Consider the following 15247-nt stretch of genomic DNA (forward strand, 5'->3'; position numbering starts at 1 on the left):
TAAGCCCGTGAGCGAGCACGTCCCCTCGCAACGTCAGCTTGAGCGCGAGCGTGTCCGCAGGTCGCGGGCGCGCCGCTCGGCCTCGATCGCGACGGCCTCGACGATCGTGTTCATCGTCCTGGTCGTCGTCCTGGTCACGAACTCGCCCGGCTGGCCCCGGGTGCGGGAGGCGTTCTTCTCTCCCGAGTGGTTCGTCGCCGCGCTGCCCAAGGTGCTGGAAGGGTTCCTGCTCAACATCAAGATGTTCCTGATCGCCGAGCCGCTGATTTTGATCATCGGGCTGCTGGTGGCGCTGGCCAGGGGCATCACCGCGCCCGCGTTCTTCCCGATCAGGGCCCTGGCCACGCTCTACACCGACGTCTTCCGCGGCGTGCCGACGATCCTGGTCATCTACCTCGTCGGATTCGGGCTGCCCGCGCTGCGGTTGCAGGGCATCCCGACCGACCTGGCGACGCTGGGCGTGATCGCGCTGACGCTGTCGTACGGCGCGTACGTGGCCGAGGTGTTCCGCTCCGGCATCGAGTCGGTGCATCCGAGCCAGATCGCCGCCGCCCGCTCGCTGGGCCTGAGCCACTTCAAGGCCATGCGGTTCGTGGTGCTTCCGCAGGCCACCCGCCGGGTCGTGCCGCCGCTGCTCAACGACTTCGTCTCGCTGCAGAAGGACACCGCGCTGGTGGCCACCATCGGGCCGCTGGAGGCGCTCAGGCAGGCCCAGATCATCGCCACCAGCAAGTTCAACTACACCCCCTACCTGGTCGCCTCGCTGGTGTTCATCCTGCTCACGATCCCGATGGCCAGGTTCACCGACCACCTGGCCGCCCGTACGCGCAGGAGGCGTGGCGCATGAGCCTGCTGACCATCGAAGGGGTGTGGAAGAACTTCCACGGCCACAGCGTGCTGCGCGGGATCGACCTTGAGGTGCAGCCGCACGAGGTCGTCAGCCTGATCGGCGCGTCCGGGTCCGGCAAGTCCACCCTCCTGCGCTGCGTGAACCTGCTGGAGACCGTGGACGACGGCGCCATCCACCTCGACGGCCAGGAGATCACCGACCCCCGCGTGGACGTCGACGACGTGCGCAAGAGGCTCGGCATCGTCTTCCAGGCGTTCAACCTGTTCCCGCACATGAGCGTGCTGGACAACATCACGCTCGCGCCGCGGCGGGTGCTCAGGACGTCCAAGGAACAGGCCGAGGAGCAGGCGCACGAGCTGCTGGCCAGGTTCGGGCTGGCGGCCAAGGCTGGCGCGTACCCCGACCAGCTCTCGGGCGGGCAGCAGCAGCGGGTGGCGGTCATCCGGGCGATGGCCATGCAGCCGAGGCTCATGCTGCTGGACGAGGTCACTTCGGCGCTCGACCCCCAGCTGGTGGTGGAGGTGCTGGGGATCATCAAGGAGCTCAAGGAGACGGGCATGACGATGATCCTCACGACCCACGAGATGAGCTTCTGCCGCGACATCTCCGACACCGTGTGCTTCCTCGACGACGGGGTGCTGGTGGAGAAGGGCCCGCCGGAGAAGATCTTCGCCGCACCGGAGCAGCCGCGGACCAGGGAGTTCCTGCGCAGCGTGCTCGAATCCGGACGCCTCTAGCGGCGGTGACGGCCCCGGCCGGGTTCGGCCGGGGCCTCCCGCGGGGTGGCCAGCAGGCTGTTGCGGCGGCCGTACAGAAGGTAGACCAGCAGGCCGAAGGCCATCCACAGGACGAACCACGCCCAGGTGAGCAGGCGCAGGTTGAGCATCAGCCACAGCGTGGCGACCAGCGAGAGCGCGGGCAGCAGCGGCGAGAGCGGCACGCGGAAGCCGCGTTCCAGGTGCGGCATGCGCCGCCGCATCACGATCACGCCCGCCGCCACGAACAGGAACGCGAACAACGTCCCGATGACGACCAGTTCCTGCATGGTGAGCACCGGGACGAACTCGGCCAGCACGATCGCGATGAACCCGATCACCAGCGTCACCCGCGACGGCGTGTGGTACCTGCGGCTGACCGTGGCCAGGCCGCGCGGGATCAGCCCGTCGCGGGCCATCGAGAACAGCACCCGCGTCTGACCCACGATCAGCACCAGGATCACGGTGGTCAGCCCGAGCACCGCCCCCGCGTCGATGACGTGCACCATCCAGTCCACGCCCACGGCCCGGAACGCGGTGGACAGCGGCGCGTCCCCGCTGATCTTCGTGTACGACACCATGCCCACCATGACCAGCGCGACCGCCAGATAGATGACCGTGGCGATCACCAGGCTGCGGATCATGCCCTTGGGCACGGACTTCGGCGCGTTGACGCTCTCCTCGGCCGAGGTCGCGACGATGTCGAAGCCGATGTAGGCGAACGCGATCGCCGAGGCCGCGGCGAAGACCCCGAACCAGCCGAAGGCCATGCCGTGCCCGGCGAAGAGCTCGATGACGGTCTGCGGGCGGACGGGCAGGGCCTTGGGCTCGACGTAGAAGTCGCCGTAATTGGCCACGTCGATGTGGGTCAGGCCCACGACGATGACCGCCCCGATGGCCAGCAGCTTGGCCGACACCATGATCCACAGTGCCCGGAGCCCCACCCGCGCGCCGAGGGCCACGATGCCCGTCAGCAGCACCAGGATGACCAGGACGAGCACGTCGTCCACGCCTTGCGGCACCCGTACGCCGAAGTCGGCGACCGCCTTGACCGCGATGGACGCCCACGCCCTGGCCACCACCGCGGCGGCGAACTGCAGCTCCAGGATCAGCGCCCAGCCGATGATCCAGGCCCAGACCTCGCCGAAGATGACGTACGTGAAGGTGTAGGCGCTGCCCGACGTCGGCATCGTGGACGACAGCTCGGCGTAGCACAGGCAGGCGAGCAGGCAGGCGATACCGGCGATCATGAACGAGAGGATCACGCCGGGACCGGCCATGGTGTGGGCCTGCTCGCCGGCGATGCTGAAGATGCCGGCGCCGATGATCACACCGAGACCGAGAACGACGAGGTCGGCCGGGCGGTAGACCTCGGACAGGCTGTGCCGGGCGCCGGTGCGTAACCCGGTCGCCTCTGACGGTGGCAGTCGTCGAAGAATCGTGGACACGGAACACCCCGCTCAGGGAACTCGCCCACTCTGTCTCACCACTTGGACAACGGCAAGCACAGGACGATTACGGTGGCCCGGCGTCCGGGCGTTCGAAGGGGTGACGCGGCTGGTCGGATCGGCTACGCGCCGGTCACCAGCCAGGCCGTGCCGGCCGCGCGCCGCCCGAGGGTGATCAACCGGGCGATCATCCACACCCCGAGCGCGCACCAGAGCGCGACCACGCCGAACCCGGCGGCCAGGAACGCCGCCGGCAGGTACGCCAGCGTCGTCCACACCCCGGCCCAGGCCAGGTAGCGCTGGTCGCCCGCGCCGATGAGCACGCCGTCGAGCACGAACACCACCCCGCAGATCGGTTGGAACAGCGCGACCGGCCACAACACGGCCAGCAGCTCGCCGGTCACGGCCGGGTCGGCGCCGAACAGGCCGGGCAGCAGCGGCCTGGCCGCCACGACCACCACGCCGAGCGCCAGGCCCGACCACAGGCCCCACTGCATCATCCGCCTGGTCGCGGCCCTGGTGGCGACCGTGTCACCGGCGCCCAGCGAGCGTCCGGTGATGGCCTGGCCGGCGATCGCGATCGCGTCCAGGGCGAAGGCCATCAGGTTCCACACCTGGCCGGCGATGGCGTACGCGGCCAGTTCGGCCTGGCCCATCCTGGTGGCGACCACCGTGCCCACGATGAGCACGATCCGCAGGCACACCGTACGGATGAGCAGGGCGAAACCGGCCGTACCGGCCTGCCGGACGCCCGCCAGGTCGGGCATGAGCGGCGTGCCGAGCCGTCGCGCGCCCCGGACCACCACGACCAGGTAGACGGCCGCGCCCAGCGTCTGGGCCAGCGTGGTGCCCCAGGCGGACCCGGCGATGCCCCAATGCAGCCCGAGCACGAACCAGGCGTTCAGCGCCGCGTTCAGCGCGAACGAGCCCACGGCCACCACCAGCGGCGTGACGGTGTCCTGAAGGCCGCGCAGCACCCCGGTGCCGGCCAGCACGACCAGCATGCCGGGCGCGCCGAGCAGGCTGATCCGCAGGTACGTCACGGCCAGCGCGGCCTGGTCGGGACCGGCGCCGAACAGGTCCACCATGGCCGGTGCGAGCGGCCAGCCCAGGGCGATGAGCGCGACGCCGATGGCCAGGGCGAGCCAGATGCCGTCCACGCCGTTGCGCATGGCCCGCCCGTGGTTGCCGGCGCCGCTCTGCCGCGCCACGGACGCCGTCGTGCCGTACGCCAGGAAGACGCAGAGGTTCACCAGCGTCGCCAGGACGGCCCCCGCCACGCCCAGCGCGCCCACCGCCGTGGTGCCGAGGCCGTGGCCGACGATGGCGTAGTCGGCGAGCAGGAAGAGCGGCTCGGCGACCAGCGCGCCGAACGCGGGCAGCGCGAGCCGCAGAATCTCCCGGTCCCGGGGTGTAATGGGCATTTGTCTATTATGGCCATTACACGGCGTGTCGGGCCAACTTTCTTTCCTCCACAGTCGGTGGACACTGTTTGCCCAGGTCAGACGATGATCGGTGCATATCCGAAAGAGTTATCCCCAGGCTCGTCCACAGAGCTTTCACACCCTGGGCGCGATAGTGCACAGCTCACCCACAGCGTTGTCCACAGGCCGCGTTGCCCTCACGCGCCGAACGAGCGAAACTGTCACACCGGTCGGCTACAAGTGGGGGTGGTGCGACCGCCTGCGAGGTTGTTCGAGGGGGCGCGGTGAGCATTGACGAAGAGGGCGGCGGAGGCCCCGGTTTCGAGCGCACCCCGCCGCACAACATCGAGGCCGAGCAGTCGGTGCTCGGCGGCATGCTGCTGTCGAAGGACGCCATCGCCGACGTCGTCGAGATCCTGCGGTCCGACGACTTCTACCGGCCCGCCCACCAGATGGTCTACGACGTCATCACCGACCTCTACGGCCGCGGCGAGCCCGCCGACGCCGTCACCGTCTTCGACGAGCTGCAGAAACGCGGCGAGATGGCCCGGGTGGGCGGCGCAGCCTACCTGCACACGCTCACGGCGGTCGTCCCCACGGCCGCCAACGCCGGCTACTACGCCAAGATCGTGCGCGAGCAGGCGATCCTGCGCCGCCTCATCGAGGCCGGCACCCGCATCGTCTCCTTCGGCTACGGCGGCCAGAACGAGGAGGTCGACGACCTCGTCGACCGCGCCCAGGCGGAGATCTACAAGGTCACCGAGCGCCGCACGTCGGAGGACTACGCGCCGCTGGCCGACATCATGCCGGGCGCCCTCGACGAGCTGGAGGCCATCGGCAGCCGCGGCGGCCAGATGGTCGGCGTCCCGACCGGCTTCCAGGACCTCGACCAGCTCACCAACGGCCTCCACCCAGGCCAGATGATCGTCGTGGCGGCCCGCCCGGCCATCGGCAAGGCGCTGGCCCTGGACACCCCGCTGCCCACGCCGACCGGCTGGACGACGATGGGCGAGGTCGAGGTCGGCGACGAGCTGATCGGAGCCGACGGCAGGCCGACCAGAGTGGTCGCGGCGACCGACGTGATGCACGGCAGGCCGTGTTACGAGGTGGAGTTCAGCGACGGCACGGTGATCGTCGCGGACGCCCAGCACCAGTGGCGTACGTCCACGCGCGCGGCCAGGAAGGCGGCCGGCACGCTGCCGTCCTTCCACTGGACGGCGGAGGCGGTCCGGCGGGTCGAAGAGGCCCGCGACGCGGCGTCCGCACATCCGGACAGGCTGGTGACGCATCGCGAGGCCCTTGAGACCGTGGGGGAGGAGTTCCGCAATGTCCTCCACACCGTCCAGCGTCAAGTGGGCCCCATGGAGAAGGTTCTCACCGCTGTGGGCGGCCCGATCAGGAGCTACTCCTGGCATGCCCCCGCCTATCGGGCGGGCGAGCTCTACAGCGCTCTGCACACGCGGATCACCACGCCGAAGAACGCCGCCACCACCGCGGAGCACCAGCAGGTCGTGACGACGGAGGAGATCGCCGCCACCCTCCGCTGCGCGACCGCCGACCGGCGCCCCAACCACGCGGTGGCGGTGGCCGCGCCGTTCGCGCTGGAGGAGCGGGAGCTTCCGCTGTCCCCGTACGTGCTCGGCGTGTGGCTGGGCGACGGCCACAGCGCGGCCGCGCGGTTCTCGACCATCGACCCGGAGATCATCGAGAACATCGAAGCCGAGGGCGTCCGGGTCACCCGCGTGGGATCCTCGATCTCCTACCAGCTGACCCTTCCGGAGCCGCCGCCGTCCCGGCGGACATGCGTGGTGTGCGGCGCCGGGTTCGTGCCCAAGACCTCGCAGGTCCGCACCTGTGGCAGGAGCTGCGGAGCGAGGGCCCGTTCGCTCTCCGAGCCGGTGGCCGCGCCCACGTGTCCCGACTGCGGCGGCCGTTCAAGCGGGCTGCGGCGGTGTCAGGCCTGCCATTTCGAACACGGCACCGTCCAGGGCATCCTTCGTACTCTGGGCGTTCTCGGTGACAAGCACATCCCCGCGAGCTACCTGCGGGCCTCCGAGGGGCAGCGACGAGCCCTGCTGGCCGGGCTGCTCGACTCCGACGGTTACGTCAGCGCCGCGGGGCAGATCCAGTTCGCCGTCACCAGCAAGAGTCTCGCCGCCGACGTGCACGAGCTGGTGCTGAGCCTCGGCTACAAGGCGACCATGCGTACCAAGCCGGTCAGAGGCAGGTCCGAGGAGAGCTCGACCTGCTACATGATCAATTTCACGACCTCCGACAAGCTCTTCCGGCTGCCGAGGAAGGCGGCCAGGCAGGTCGACGCCACCCATCCCAAGACTCTGGTCCGCTACATCGTCGATGTGCGGAAGATCGACAGCCGTCCGGTGCGCTGCGTCGAGGTCGACAACGCGGATCACATGTACCTGGCCGGCCGGGCCTGCATTCCCACCCACAACAGCACGCTGGGCCTCGACTTCGCACGTTCTGCGGCGATCAAGCATGGAATGACCACCGTCATCTTCTCGCTGGAGATGTCCCGTAACGAGATCACCATGCGTCTGCTGTCCGCCGAGGCCAGGGTCGCCCTGCACGCGATGCGCTCGGGCATGATGGGCGACGACGACTGGACGCGCCTCGCGCGCAGGATGAGCGAGGTGGCCGAGGCGCCGCTGTTCATCGACGACTCGCCCAACATGTCGATGATGGAGATCCGGGCCAAGTGCCGGCGCCTCAAACAGCGCAACGACCTGCGGTTCGTGGTCATCGACTACCTCCAGCTCATGAGCTCGCCGAAGAAGACCGAGAGCCGCCAGAACGAGGTCTCGGAGATCTCCCGTGCGATCAAGCTGCTGGCCAAGGAGCTGGAGGTGCCGGTCATCGCGATCTCCCAGCTCAACCGAGGCCCCGAGCAGCGCACGGACAAGCGCCCAGCGGTCAGCGACCTTCGCGAGTCGGGCTGCCTGACCGCCGCCACCCGCATCATGCGCGCCGACACCGGCGCCGAGGTGTCGATCGGCGAACTGCTGGAGAGCGGCGCGCGCGACATCCCGGTGTGGTCGCTCGACGAACGGCTGCGGCTCGTGCCGCGCACGATGACACACGCCTTCCCGAGCGGGGTCAAGGAGGTCTTCCGCCTGCGTCTGCGCTCCGGACGTGAGATCGAGGCCACCGCGAACCACCCCTTCCTGACCTACGACGGCTGGCGGCCGCTGGGTGAGCTGACCACCGGGTCCCGGCTGGCGGTCCCACGCCACGTTCCGGCCCCGCAGGGTCTCCAGGAGTGGCCGGAGGCGGAGATCGTGCTGCTCGCGCACATGATCGGCGACGGCTCCTTCGTCAAGCGTCAGCCGATCCGCTACGCGAGCACGGACGAGGCCTGCCTGACGGCGGTGACGCGGGCGGCCGAGCACTTCGGGATCAGTGCCGTCCGCGATGAGTACGCTGCCGCACGGGTCACCACCTTGAGGTTGCCGGCTCCCGACCGGCTGACTCACGGCAGGCGCAACCCCGTCGCCGCCTGGCTGGACGGCTTGGGGCTCTTCGGGTTGCGGAGCCATGAGAAGTTCGTCCCTGATGGAGTCTTCTCCCTGCCCAAGAAGCAGATCGCGCTGTTCCTGCGGCACCTGTGGGCCACCGATGGCTGTGTGTGGTGGGACGCGAAGAGCGGTCAGTCGAGGATCTACTACGCCTCGACGAGCCGCAGGCTGGTCGACGACGTGGCTCGGCTGCTCCTCCGGTTCAACGTGATGACCCGCGTGAAGGAGGTCCGGAAGGACGGCCACAGGCCCGGATACCAGTTGGTCGTCTACGGTGCCGAGAACCAGCTGCGGTTCCTGGACGAGGTGGGCGTGCACGGCGAGCGGTCGGCGCAGGCGGACGCGTCCGCGGGCCGGCTGCGGGAGATCAAGGGCAACACCAATCTGGACACGGTTCCCCGCGAGATCTGGGACCGCGTGCGCGGCGTGCTGTCGGAGCGCGGCATGACTCACCGGGAGTTCTCCGCCCGGCTCGGCACCCAGTTCTGCGGCAGCACGTTGTGGAAGCACGCGCCGAGCCGGGAACGTCTGGGCAAGGTGGCTTCGATCCTCGACGACGCCGACATGGAGATGCTGGCGACGAACGACGTGTTCTGGGACGAGGTCGCATCGATCGAGAGCCTGGGCGACCAGCCGGTGTTCGACGCCACGGTCCTCGGCACCCACAACTTCGTCGCCAACGGCATCGCGGTGCACAACAGCATCGAACAGGACGCCGACATGGTCATCCTGTTGCATCGCGAGGACGCCTACGAGCGGGAGTCCCCCCGGGCCGGTGAGGCCGACCTGATCGTGGCCAAGCACCGTAACGGTCCCACCGCCACGGTGACCGTGGCCTTCCAGGGGCACTACAGCCGTTTCGTGGACATGGCCCAGCACTAAGGCGTGAAAGCCCGGTCAAGGTGTGACAAACCAGACAGCGCGGAAGGGATGGCGATCGATCATCGGGGCGCTTTACCCGATGACTGAAGCAAAGGGGAGAACGCCATGACCATCCTGATCGCCTACGACGGCTCGGCCGACTCGCGCAGCGCCATCGAGTTCGCCGCCAAGCACCTGGCCGCCCAGCCGACCGTCGTCGTCACCGTGTGGGAGCCGCTGCTCGTGCAGCTCAGGAAGCACCCGCTGGCGGCGGGGGCGATCTCCCCCGAGACCGAGACCGAGGGGCAGGCCCAGGCCGAGTACTACGCCAAGGAAGGCGCCGAGCTGGCCGCCGCCGCCGGGCTGCCCGAGGTGAGCTACCGCGCGGTCGCCGACAACGAGTCGATCTGGAAGACGATCGTCGACGTGGCCGACGAGCTGGACGCCTCGCTCATCGTGACCGGTTCGCGTGGCCTGGCGGGGGTCAGGTCGGTGCTGCTCGGCAGCGTGTCCAACCATGTGCTGCACCACGCCCACCGGCCGACGCTCATCGTTCCGCCGGTTGCGCAGCCGAAGGCGTGACGCAGCAGACCTTGGGCGGGGACAGCCGGGTGTCCATGCGACGGGCGCCCGGTCCCTCCTCGCCGAGCCGGTCGCGGGGGTTGGCCACCGGGCACCGGTCGAGCGACAGGCAGCCGCAGCCGATGCAGTCGGTCAGGTCGTCGCGCAGCCGCTGAAGCTGTTCGATGCGGTCGTCGAGCTCGCCGCGCCAGGCGGCCGACAGCCTGGCCCAGTCCTCCCGGTTGGGGGTGCGCCCGTCGGGCAGCTCGGAGAGCGCGTCCTTGATGGTCGCGAGAGGGATGCCGAGGCGTTGGGAGAGCCGGATGAAGGCGACCCTGCGCAGCGTGTCGCGGTGGTAGCGGCGCTGGTTGCCGGCCGTGCGGCGGCTGGCGATGAGCCCCTTGGCCTCGTAGAAGTGCAGCGCGGAGACGGCCACGCCGCTGCGCTCGGCGAGCTGTCCGACCGTCAGTTCTCTGCTGTTCCAGGCGACCATACCTGAAGCTTACTTGAGGGTTCGTTCGAAGAACGTCTCCAGCACGACGACGGTCTGGGTGCCGGTCACGCCGTCCACCTCGAAGATCTGGCGCAGGACGTCCTGGAGCTCCTTGGTGCTGGACGTGCGCACCTTGAGCAGCAGCGACGCGGGCCCGGCGATGACGTGGGCCTCCTCGACGGCGGGGATCCGCGCCAGCAGGCCGGCGCTGTCGCCCATCCAGCTCGCGCCGTCCACCAGCACGTAGGCGGTCACCGTGCGGCCGAGGGCGTCCTGGTCCACCTCGATCGTGGTGCGCCTGATCACGCCGCGCTCGCGCAGCTTGCGTACGCGTTCGTGCGCGGCCCCGCTGGACAGCCCCACCGCCTTGCCGAGCGCGGCGTACGACTGCGTGGCGTCTTCCAGCAGCAGCCCGATCAGTGTCCTGTCGATCTCATCCATGACCGAATGCTATCTGGTGAAATGTGGCAATGGTCGAATGCCGTATGGTGGCCGCCATGGACACGATCCCCACCGAGTTCGAGGTTCTGGACGAGCGTTTCGCCACGATCGGCGGCGACGACCGGATCGAACGCCTCCACACCGGCACCCGCTGGGCCGAGGGCCCGGTCTACTTCCCGGCCGGCCGCTTCCTGGTCTGGAGCGACATCCCCAACGAGCGCATGCTGCGCTGGGACGAGATGACCGGCGCCGTCGGCCCGTTCCGGCAGCCGTCCGGCTACACCAACGGCAACACCCTCGACCGCGAGGGCCGGTTGATCTCGTGCGAGCAGGGCAACCGCCGCGTCACCCGCACCGAACCCGACGGCTCGATCACCGTCATCGCCGACCGCTGGCAGGGCAAGCGCCTCAACAGCCCCAACGACGCGGTCGTGCGCTCCGACGGCTCGGTCTGGTTCACCGACCCCCCGTACGGCATCACCAGCAACTACGAGGGCGTCGTGGCCGAGCAGGAGATCGACGGCTGCCACGTCTACCGCGCCGACCCGGTGACCGGCGAGGTGCGGGTGGTGGCCGACGACTTCGTCCGCCCCAACGGCCTGGCCTTCTCCCTCGACGAGAAGCTCCTGTACGTCGCCGACACCAGGGCCAGGCACCTGCGCGTCTTCGAGGTGCGCGAGGACGGCACGCTGTCGGGCGGCCGGGTCTTCGCCGAGGGCACCCAGGCCGACAACTTCGACGGCATGCGCCTCGACGACACCGGCCGCGTCTGGGCCGCGGCCGGCAAGGCGCTGCTCTGCCACGACCCCGACGGCACCCTGATCGGCCGGCTCAGGCTGCCGGAGTTCACGGCGAACCTGGTGTTCGGCGGGCTGAAGAGGAATCGGCTGTTCATCGCCTCCTCCTCTTCGCTCTACTCCCTGATGACCAACGTCACCGGCGCCCGCCCGGTCTGGGCCCGCCGCTGACGTCCCTACTCCCACCGGAACAGCCGCACGGCCAGGCCCCCGAACACCGCCAGCCCCGCGGCCATCACCACCAGGTGCAGGAGCTGGGGGCTCTGCCCCGCCCAGGTGTCCTTGAGCGCCTGGGCGAACGGCCCGGCCACGGAGAAGTCGCTGACCTTGCGCAGGGCGTCCGGCATCATCTCGCGCGGCAGCCACATGCCGCCGACGAACATGAGCGGGAACATCACCGCCGACCCGATCCCCGAGGCCGCCTTCCCGTTGGGCGCCAGCGCCGCGATCACCAGGCCGATGGCCATCAGCGCGGCGGTGCCGAGCAGGAAGACCAGCACGAACCCGAGCCACTGCCTGGGCGCCGACGTGCCGAACGCCGCCATCCCGGCCACGATCAGCACGACCGTGGACACGGCCCCGACGGTCAGGTTGACCAGGAGCTGGACGGTCAGCAGCCGTCCTGGATGCACCGGCGTGGTGGACATGCGCCTGAGCACGCCCTGCTCCCGGTAGCCGGCCAGCACGGTGGGCAGCACGCTGCAGGCCAGCGTCAGCAGCGCGAGCAGGGTCATCATGGCCGGCATGTGCGCGTCCACCGACCGCAGCCCGGAGGCGTCGGGCTTGGTCATGTCCGGCACGCTGAGCCCCAGCACCAGCAGCAGGCCGACCGGCAACCCGATGGTGAAGATCATGAACGGCCAGTCGCGCAGGTGCAGCTTGGCCTCCACGAGCAGGATCTTCCTCATGAAATCTTCCTTCCGGTGAGCGCGAGGAACGCGTCGTCCAGGGTCGCCTGCTCGATGCGCAGGTCGGCCGGGATGATCTGGTGCTGCGCCAGGGCCAGCGTGACCACGTGGGCGAGGTTGCCGGTGCCGGACACCGAGACCTGACCGCCGTGCCGGACGACCTCGCGCACCTCGGGCAGCGCCAGCAGCACGGCGTCGTCCAGCGGGCCGGAGGGGCGGAACCGCACGTGCTGCTCGGCCCCCACCTGGGCGATCAGCCCCGCGGGCGTGTCGGTGGCCACCACCTTGCCCGCGTCGATGAGCGCGAGCCGGTCGCAGAGCCGCTCGGCCTCCTCCATGAAGTGGGTGACCAGCACGATCGTCACGCCCGAGTCGCGCACCTGCTCGATCAGCTCCCAGGTGTCCCTGCGGGCCTGCGGGTCGAGGCCGGTGGTCAGCTCGTCGAGGATCGCCACCCGCGGCCGGCCCACCAGCGCCAGCGCGACCGACAGCCGCTGCCGCTGGCCGCCGGAGAGGCTCTTGAAGGCGGCGTCCCGCTTGTGCGCCAGACCGACGTGTTCGAGCAGTTCCCGCCAGTCGGCCGGGTCGGGGTAGAAGGAGGCGTACAGGTCCAGGGCCTCCCACACCTTGATCTTCTCCGGCAGCGCGGCGCTCTGCAGCTGCATGCCGAGCACCTGGCGCAGCTCGTCCCGGTCGCGCCGCGGGTCCAGGGCCGCCACGCGTACGGTGCCGCCGTCCGCCGGGCGCATGCCCGCCACGCACTCCACGGTCGTGGTCTTGCCGGCGCCGTTGGGGCCGAGGATGCCGAAGATCTCGCCCTCGGCCACCTCGAAAGACACGTCGTCCACCGCGAGGTGGTTCGGATACTGCTTGCGCAGGTTCCGCACTTCGATCACCTTCATGGCATCGACGCTAGGAGCTGCGGGTTTTTCGGGGAATCTCGGTAGATGCCGAGCAAGGGTGTATCTAGGTGCAATGTCCCCGGCGGCGACGGTGGCGCAGACTGGGGGCATGCTTCAACGGTTCGGGCAGGTCGCGGTCTTGTTCGCGCTGCTGCTGGTCGAGGTGGCGCTGATCCCCTTGGCCGGCGCCATGATCATGCTGTCGTTCGCCCTGGGGATGGTCTTCTTCTTCCCGTGGCAGGCCAGGCTGGTCAGGCGGGCGGCCGAGCAGCACCGGCGCCTCCTGCGCGCCTGGACCGGCGTCGAGATCGAGGCGCCCTACCTGCCCGAGCCGCCGCCGCCGGTCCCCATGGCTGACGGCCTCTACCGCGTCGACCGCACGCTGTACAAGTCGCCGCGCATGCCGGCCTGGAACGACCGGTTCAAGTGGCTGCTCACCGACCCGGCGACCTGGCGCGACACGCTCTGGCTGACGCTGGACCCGATCGTCAAGATCGGCCTCCTGCCGCTGTTCGTCCTGCTCCCGGCGCGCGGCCTGCGTCTGTACGCCCTCACCGTCCGCCTGCTGCTCGGCGCCACCTCCGCCAGCCGCCTGGCCGTCCAGATCACCCATCTGCGGCAGGTGCGCAACCTCGCCGCCGACTCCCAGGCCGCCGAGATGCGCAGGATCGAACGCGACCTGCACGACGGCACCCAGGCCCGCCTGGTGGCCATCGGCATGACGCTGGGCGCGGTCGAGCAGCTCATCGACGACAACCCGGCCGCCGCCAAGGCCCTGCTGGCCAAGACCAGGGACGCCTCCGCCGAGACCCTGACCGAGCTGCGTACCGTCATCCGCGGCATCCACCCGCCGGTGCTGGCCGAACGCGGCCTCGCCGACGCCGTACGCGCCCTGGCCATGGACAGCCCGCTGCGCGTCAAGGTGGACGTCGAGCTGCCCCACCGCCTGGAACCCCCGGTGGAGGCGGCGGCCTACTTCGCGATCAGCGAACTGCTCGCCAACGCGGCCCGGCACAGCGGCGCCGAGTCGGTGGCCATCGACATCAGCGTCAACGGCGCGGCCCTGCGCGTCACCGTCAGCGACGACGGCATGGGCGGCGCCGTCCCGGCCAAGGGCAGCGGCCTGACCGGCATCGAACGCCGCCTGGCCGCCTTCGACGGCGTGCTGGCCCTGCACAGCCCGCCGGGCGGCCCCACCACCGTCACCCTGGACATCCCGCACGTCCTGCCCGAGCAGGCCGACCAGGCGAAGCTGCCTCCCAGGAAGGCCGCAACGATCGCCGTCCTGTACGGCACGGCCTGGTGCCCGATCTTCCCCCAGGGCCTCGTCACAGCCGTCTTCAAGGCGTTCCACATCGACGAGCGGAGCTGGTTCCTGGCCCTCTACCTGCCCGAGCCCCTGCAGTGGCCGGTGATCGTGGCCAACATCGCCCTCGGCACGCTCATGTACATTGCGGCCATGCGCATCCGGCTCGTCCACAACAGAAGCCTCGTACTCGGCCGCGTCGGCGGTCTGGGGTCCTGCTGATGAAGCGGGTGCTCGTCGCCGAAGACCTCTACCTGCTCAGAGACGGCCTGGTCCACCTGCTGCAGGCGCACGGCTTCACGGTCGTCGCCGCCGTCGAGAGCGGGCCGGAGCTGCTGAAGGGCCTGCTGGAGCTGCGTCCCGACGTCTCGGTGGTCGACGTACGGCTGCCGCCCACGTTCACCGACGAGGGCCTGCAGGCCGCGCTGGCCGCCCGCGCGCAGATTCCAGGGCTGCCCGTTCTGGTGTTGTCGCAGCACGTCGAGCAGCTCTACGCCCGCGAGCTGCTGGCCGACGGCTCGGGCGGCATCGGCTACCTGCTGAAGGACCGGGTGTTCAACGCGGAGCAGTTCGTCGACGCCGTGCGCAGGGTGGCCGAAGGCGGCACCGCGATGGACCCCGAAGTGATCGCCAAGCTGCTGGCCAGCAACGCCAGGAACGAGCCCCTGGCCGCGCTCACGCCCCGCGAGCGCGAGGTGCTGGAGGCCATGGCGGAGGGCCGCTCCAACGCCGCGATCTCCCAGCGGCTCTTCCTCAGCGAGAGCGCCGTCGCCAAGCACACGGCCGGCATCTTCACCAAACTCGGCCTGGCCCCCTCCGACGACGACAACCGCCGCGTCCTCGCCGTGCTTGCCTACCTGAACAGCCGCGCCTGACGCCCTTCCGGTCCCACCAGGCCCATTGTGCACAGGGCGCCCAACCGTGCCCGGACACAGCCGGAGTTGTCGGTGGGAGCGGCTATTTTCATA

The 15247-nt window shown here is 69.9% G+C and carries 13 protein-coding genes; 7 read left to right on the forward strand and 6 right to left on the reverse strand.

What is annotated here, in order from left to right:
- The first annotated feature begins 7 nt into the window (after positions 1–7).
- Together AB0C33_RS23200 and AB0C33_RS23205 are read left to right on the forward strand one after the other, a co-directional pair.
- On the forward strand, positions 8–847 hold the full coding sequence (locus AB0C33_RS23200; protein WP_358291239.1) for an amino acid ABC transporter permease: 840 nt from the start codon (positions 8–10) through the stop codon (positions 845–847).
- The gene (locus tag AB0C33_RS23205) at positions 844–1587 is read left to right on the forward strand and encodes an amino acid ABC transporter ATP-binding protein (RefSeq protein ID WP_358291241.1); all 744 of its coding nucleotides are present in this window, start codon (positions 844–846) and stop codon (positions 1585–1587) included. The genes AB0C33_RS23200 and AB0C33_RS23205 overlap by 4 nt, the downstream gene beginning before the upstream one ends.
- Here AB0C33_RS23205 and AB0C33_RS23210 read toward each other — a convergent pair.
- Entirely contained in the window at positions 1584–3053 is a 1470-nt protein-coding gene (locus tag AB0C33_RS23210) for an amino acid permease (RefSeq protein ID WP_358291243.1), read from the reverse strand. The genes AB0C33_RS23205 and AB0C33_RS23210 overlap by 4 nt on opposite strands.
- Before the next feature lie 122 nt (positions 3054–3175).
- Positions 3176–4477 (reverse strand): MATE family efflux transporter, encoded by a 1302-nt coding sequence (locus tag AB0C33_RS23215; RefSeq protein ID WP_358291245.1) that lies wholly within the window; start codon positions 4475–4477, stop codon positions 3176–3178.
- Between the two features lie 284 nt (positions 4478–4761).
- Here AB0C33_RS23215 and AB0C33_RS23220 point away from each other — a divergent pair, with 284 nt between their 5' ends.
- Both AB0C33_RS23220 and AB0C33_RS23225 read left to right on the forward strand, forming a co-directional pair.
- Positions 4762–8892, forward strand: coding sequence for a replicative DNA helicase (locus AB0C33_RS23220; protein ID WP_358291247.1), 4131 nt, complete (start codon positions 4762–4764; stop codon positions 8890–8892).
- Between the two features lie 105 nt (positions 8893–8997).
- Positions 8998–9453, forward strand: a complete 456-nt coding sequence (locus tag AB0C33_RS23225) for a universal stress protein (RefSeq protein WP_358291249.1) — start codon at positions 8998–9000, stop codon at positions 9451–9453.
- Here AB0C33_RS23225 and soxR read toward each other — a convergent pair.
- Both soxR and AB0C33_RS23235 read right to left on the reverse strand, forming a co-directional pair.
- Complete coding sequence (gene soxR / locus AB0C33_RS23230) at positions 9419–9925, reverse strand: redox-sensitive transcriptional activator SoxR (RefSeq protein WP_358291251.1); 507 nt, start codon at positions 9923–9925, stop codon at positions 9419–9421. The genes AB0C33_RS23225 and soxR overlap by 35 nt on opposite strands.
- Before the next feature lie 9 nt (positions 9926–9934).
- Positions 9935–10366, reverse strand: coding sequence for an Lrp/AsnC family transcriptional regulator (locus AB0C33_RS23235; RefSeq protein WP_352362236.1), 432 nt, complete (start codon positions 10364–10366; stop codon positions 9935–9937).
- Between the two features lie 56 nt (positions 10367–10422).
- On the opposite strand from AB0C33_RS23235, the gene AB0C33_RS23240 reads away from it, so the two are divergent.
- Positions 10423–11334, forward strand: coding sequence for an SMP-30/gluconolactonase/LRE family protein (locus tag AB0C33_RS23240; protein ID WP_358291253.1), 912 nt, complete (start codon positions 10423–10425; stop codon positions 11332–11334).
- 5 nt (positions 11335–11339) lie between these two features.
- Here the strand turns inward: AB0C33_RS23240 and AB0C33_RS23245 are convergent, their stop codons facing one another.
- Both AB0C33_RS23245 and AB0C33_RS23250 read right to left on the reverse strand, forming a co-directional pair.
- Complete coding sequence (locus AB0C33_RS23245) at positions 11340–12071, reverse strand: ABC transporter permease (protein ID WP_358291255.1); 732 nt, start codon at positions 12069–12071, stop codon at positions 11340–11342.
- On the reverse strand, positions 12068–12973 hold the full coding sequence (locus AB0C33_RS23250; protein WP_358291257.1) for an ABC transporter ATP-binding protein: 906 nt from the start codon (positions 12971–12973) through the stop codon (positions 12068–12070). The genes AB0C33_RS23245 and AB0C33_RS23250 overlap by 4 nt, the downstream gene beginning before the upstream one ends.
- A gap of 109 nt (positions 12974–13082) precedes the next feature.
- Between AB0C33_RS23250 and AB0C33_RS23255 the strand changes: the two genes are divergently transcribed.
- The gene (locus AB0C33_RS23255) at positions 13083–14501 is read left to right on the forward strand and encodes a histidine kinase (RefSeq protein WP_358291259.1); all 1419 of its coding nucleotides are present in this window, start codon (positions 13083–13085) and stop codon (positions 14499–14501) included.
- Positions 14501–15154, forward strand: a complete 654-nt coding sequence (locus tag AB0C33_RS23260) for a response regulator transcription factor (protein WP_358291261.1) — start codon at positions 14501–14503, stop codon at positions 15152–15154. Before AB0C33_RS23255 ends, AB0C33_RS23260 begins: the two co-directional genes overlap by 1 nt.
- The last annotated feature ends 93 nt before the right edge of the window (positions 15155–15247 follow it).

The organism is Nonomuraea sp. NPDC048881 (genome assembly GCF_040649795.1).
GTDB lineage: Bacteria > Actinomycetota > Actinomycetes > Streptosporangiales > Streptosporangiaceae > Nonomuraea.

Coding starts and splice junctions, on each gene's coding strand:
- AB0C33_RS23260 (WP_358291261.1), top strand. CDS start 14,501: ATGAAGCGGGTGCTCGTCGCCGAAGACCTCTACCTGCTCAGAGACGGC.
- AB0C33_RS23225 (WP_358291249.1), top strand. CDS start 8,998: ATGACCATCCTGATCGCCTACGACGGCTCGGCCGACTCGCGCAGCGCC.
- AB0C33_RS23255 (WP_358291259.1), top strand. CDS start 13,083: ATGCTTCAACGGTTCGGGCAGGTCGCGGTCTTGTTCGCGCTGCTGCTG.
- AB0C33_RS23235 (WP_352362236.1), bottom strand. CDS start 10,366: ATGGATGAGATCGACAGGACACTGATCGGGCTGCTGCTGGAAGACGCC.
- AB0C33_RS23245 (WP_358291255.1), bottom strand. CDS start 12,071: ATGAGGAAGATCCTGCTCGTGGAGGCCAAGCTGCACCTGCGCGACTGG.
- AB0C33_RS23205 (WP_358291241.1), top strand. CDS start 844: ATGAGCCTGCTGACCATCGAAGGGGTGTGGAAGAACTTCCACGGCCAC.
- AB0C33_RS23215 (WP_358291245.1), bottom strand. CDS start 4,477: ATGCCCATTACACCCCGGGACCGGGAGATTCTGCGGCTCGCGCTGCCC.
- soxR (WP_358291251.1), bottom strand. CDS start 9,925: ATGGTCGCCTGGAACAGCAGAGAACTGACGGTCGGACAGCTCGCCGAG.
- AB0C33_RS23240 (WP_358291253.1), top strand. CDS start 10,423: ATGGACACGATCCCCACCGAGTTCGAGGTTCTGGACGAGCGTTTCGCC.
- AB0C33_RS23250 (WP_358291257.1), bottom strand. CDS start 12,973: ATGAAGGTGATCGAAGTGCGGAACCTGCGCAAGCAGTATCCGAACCAC.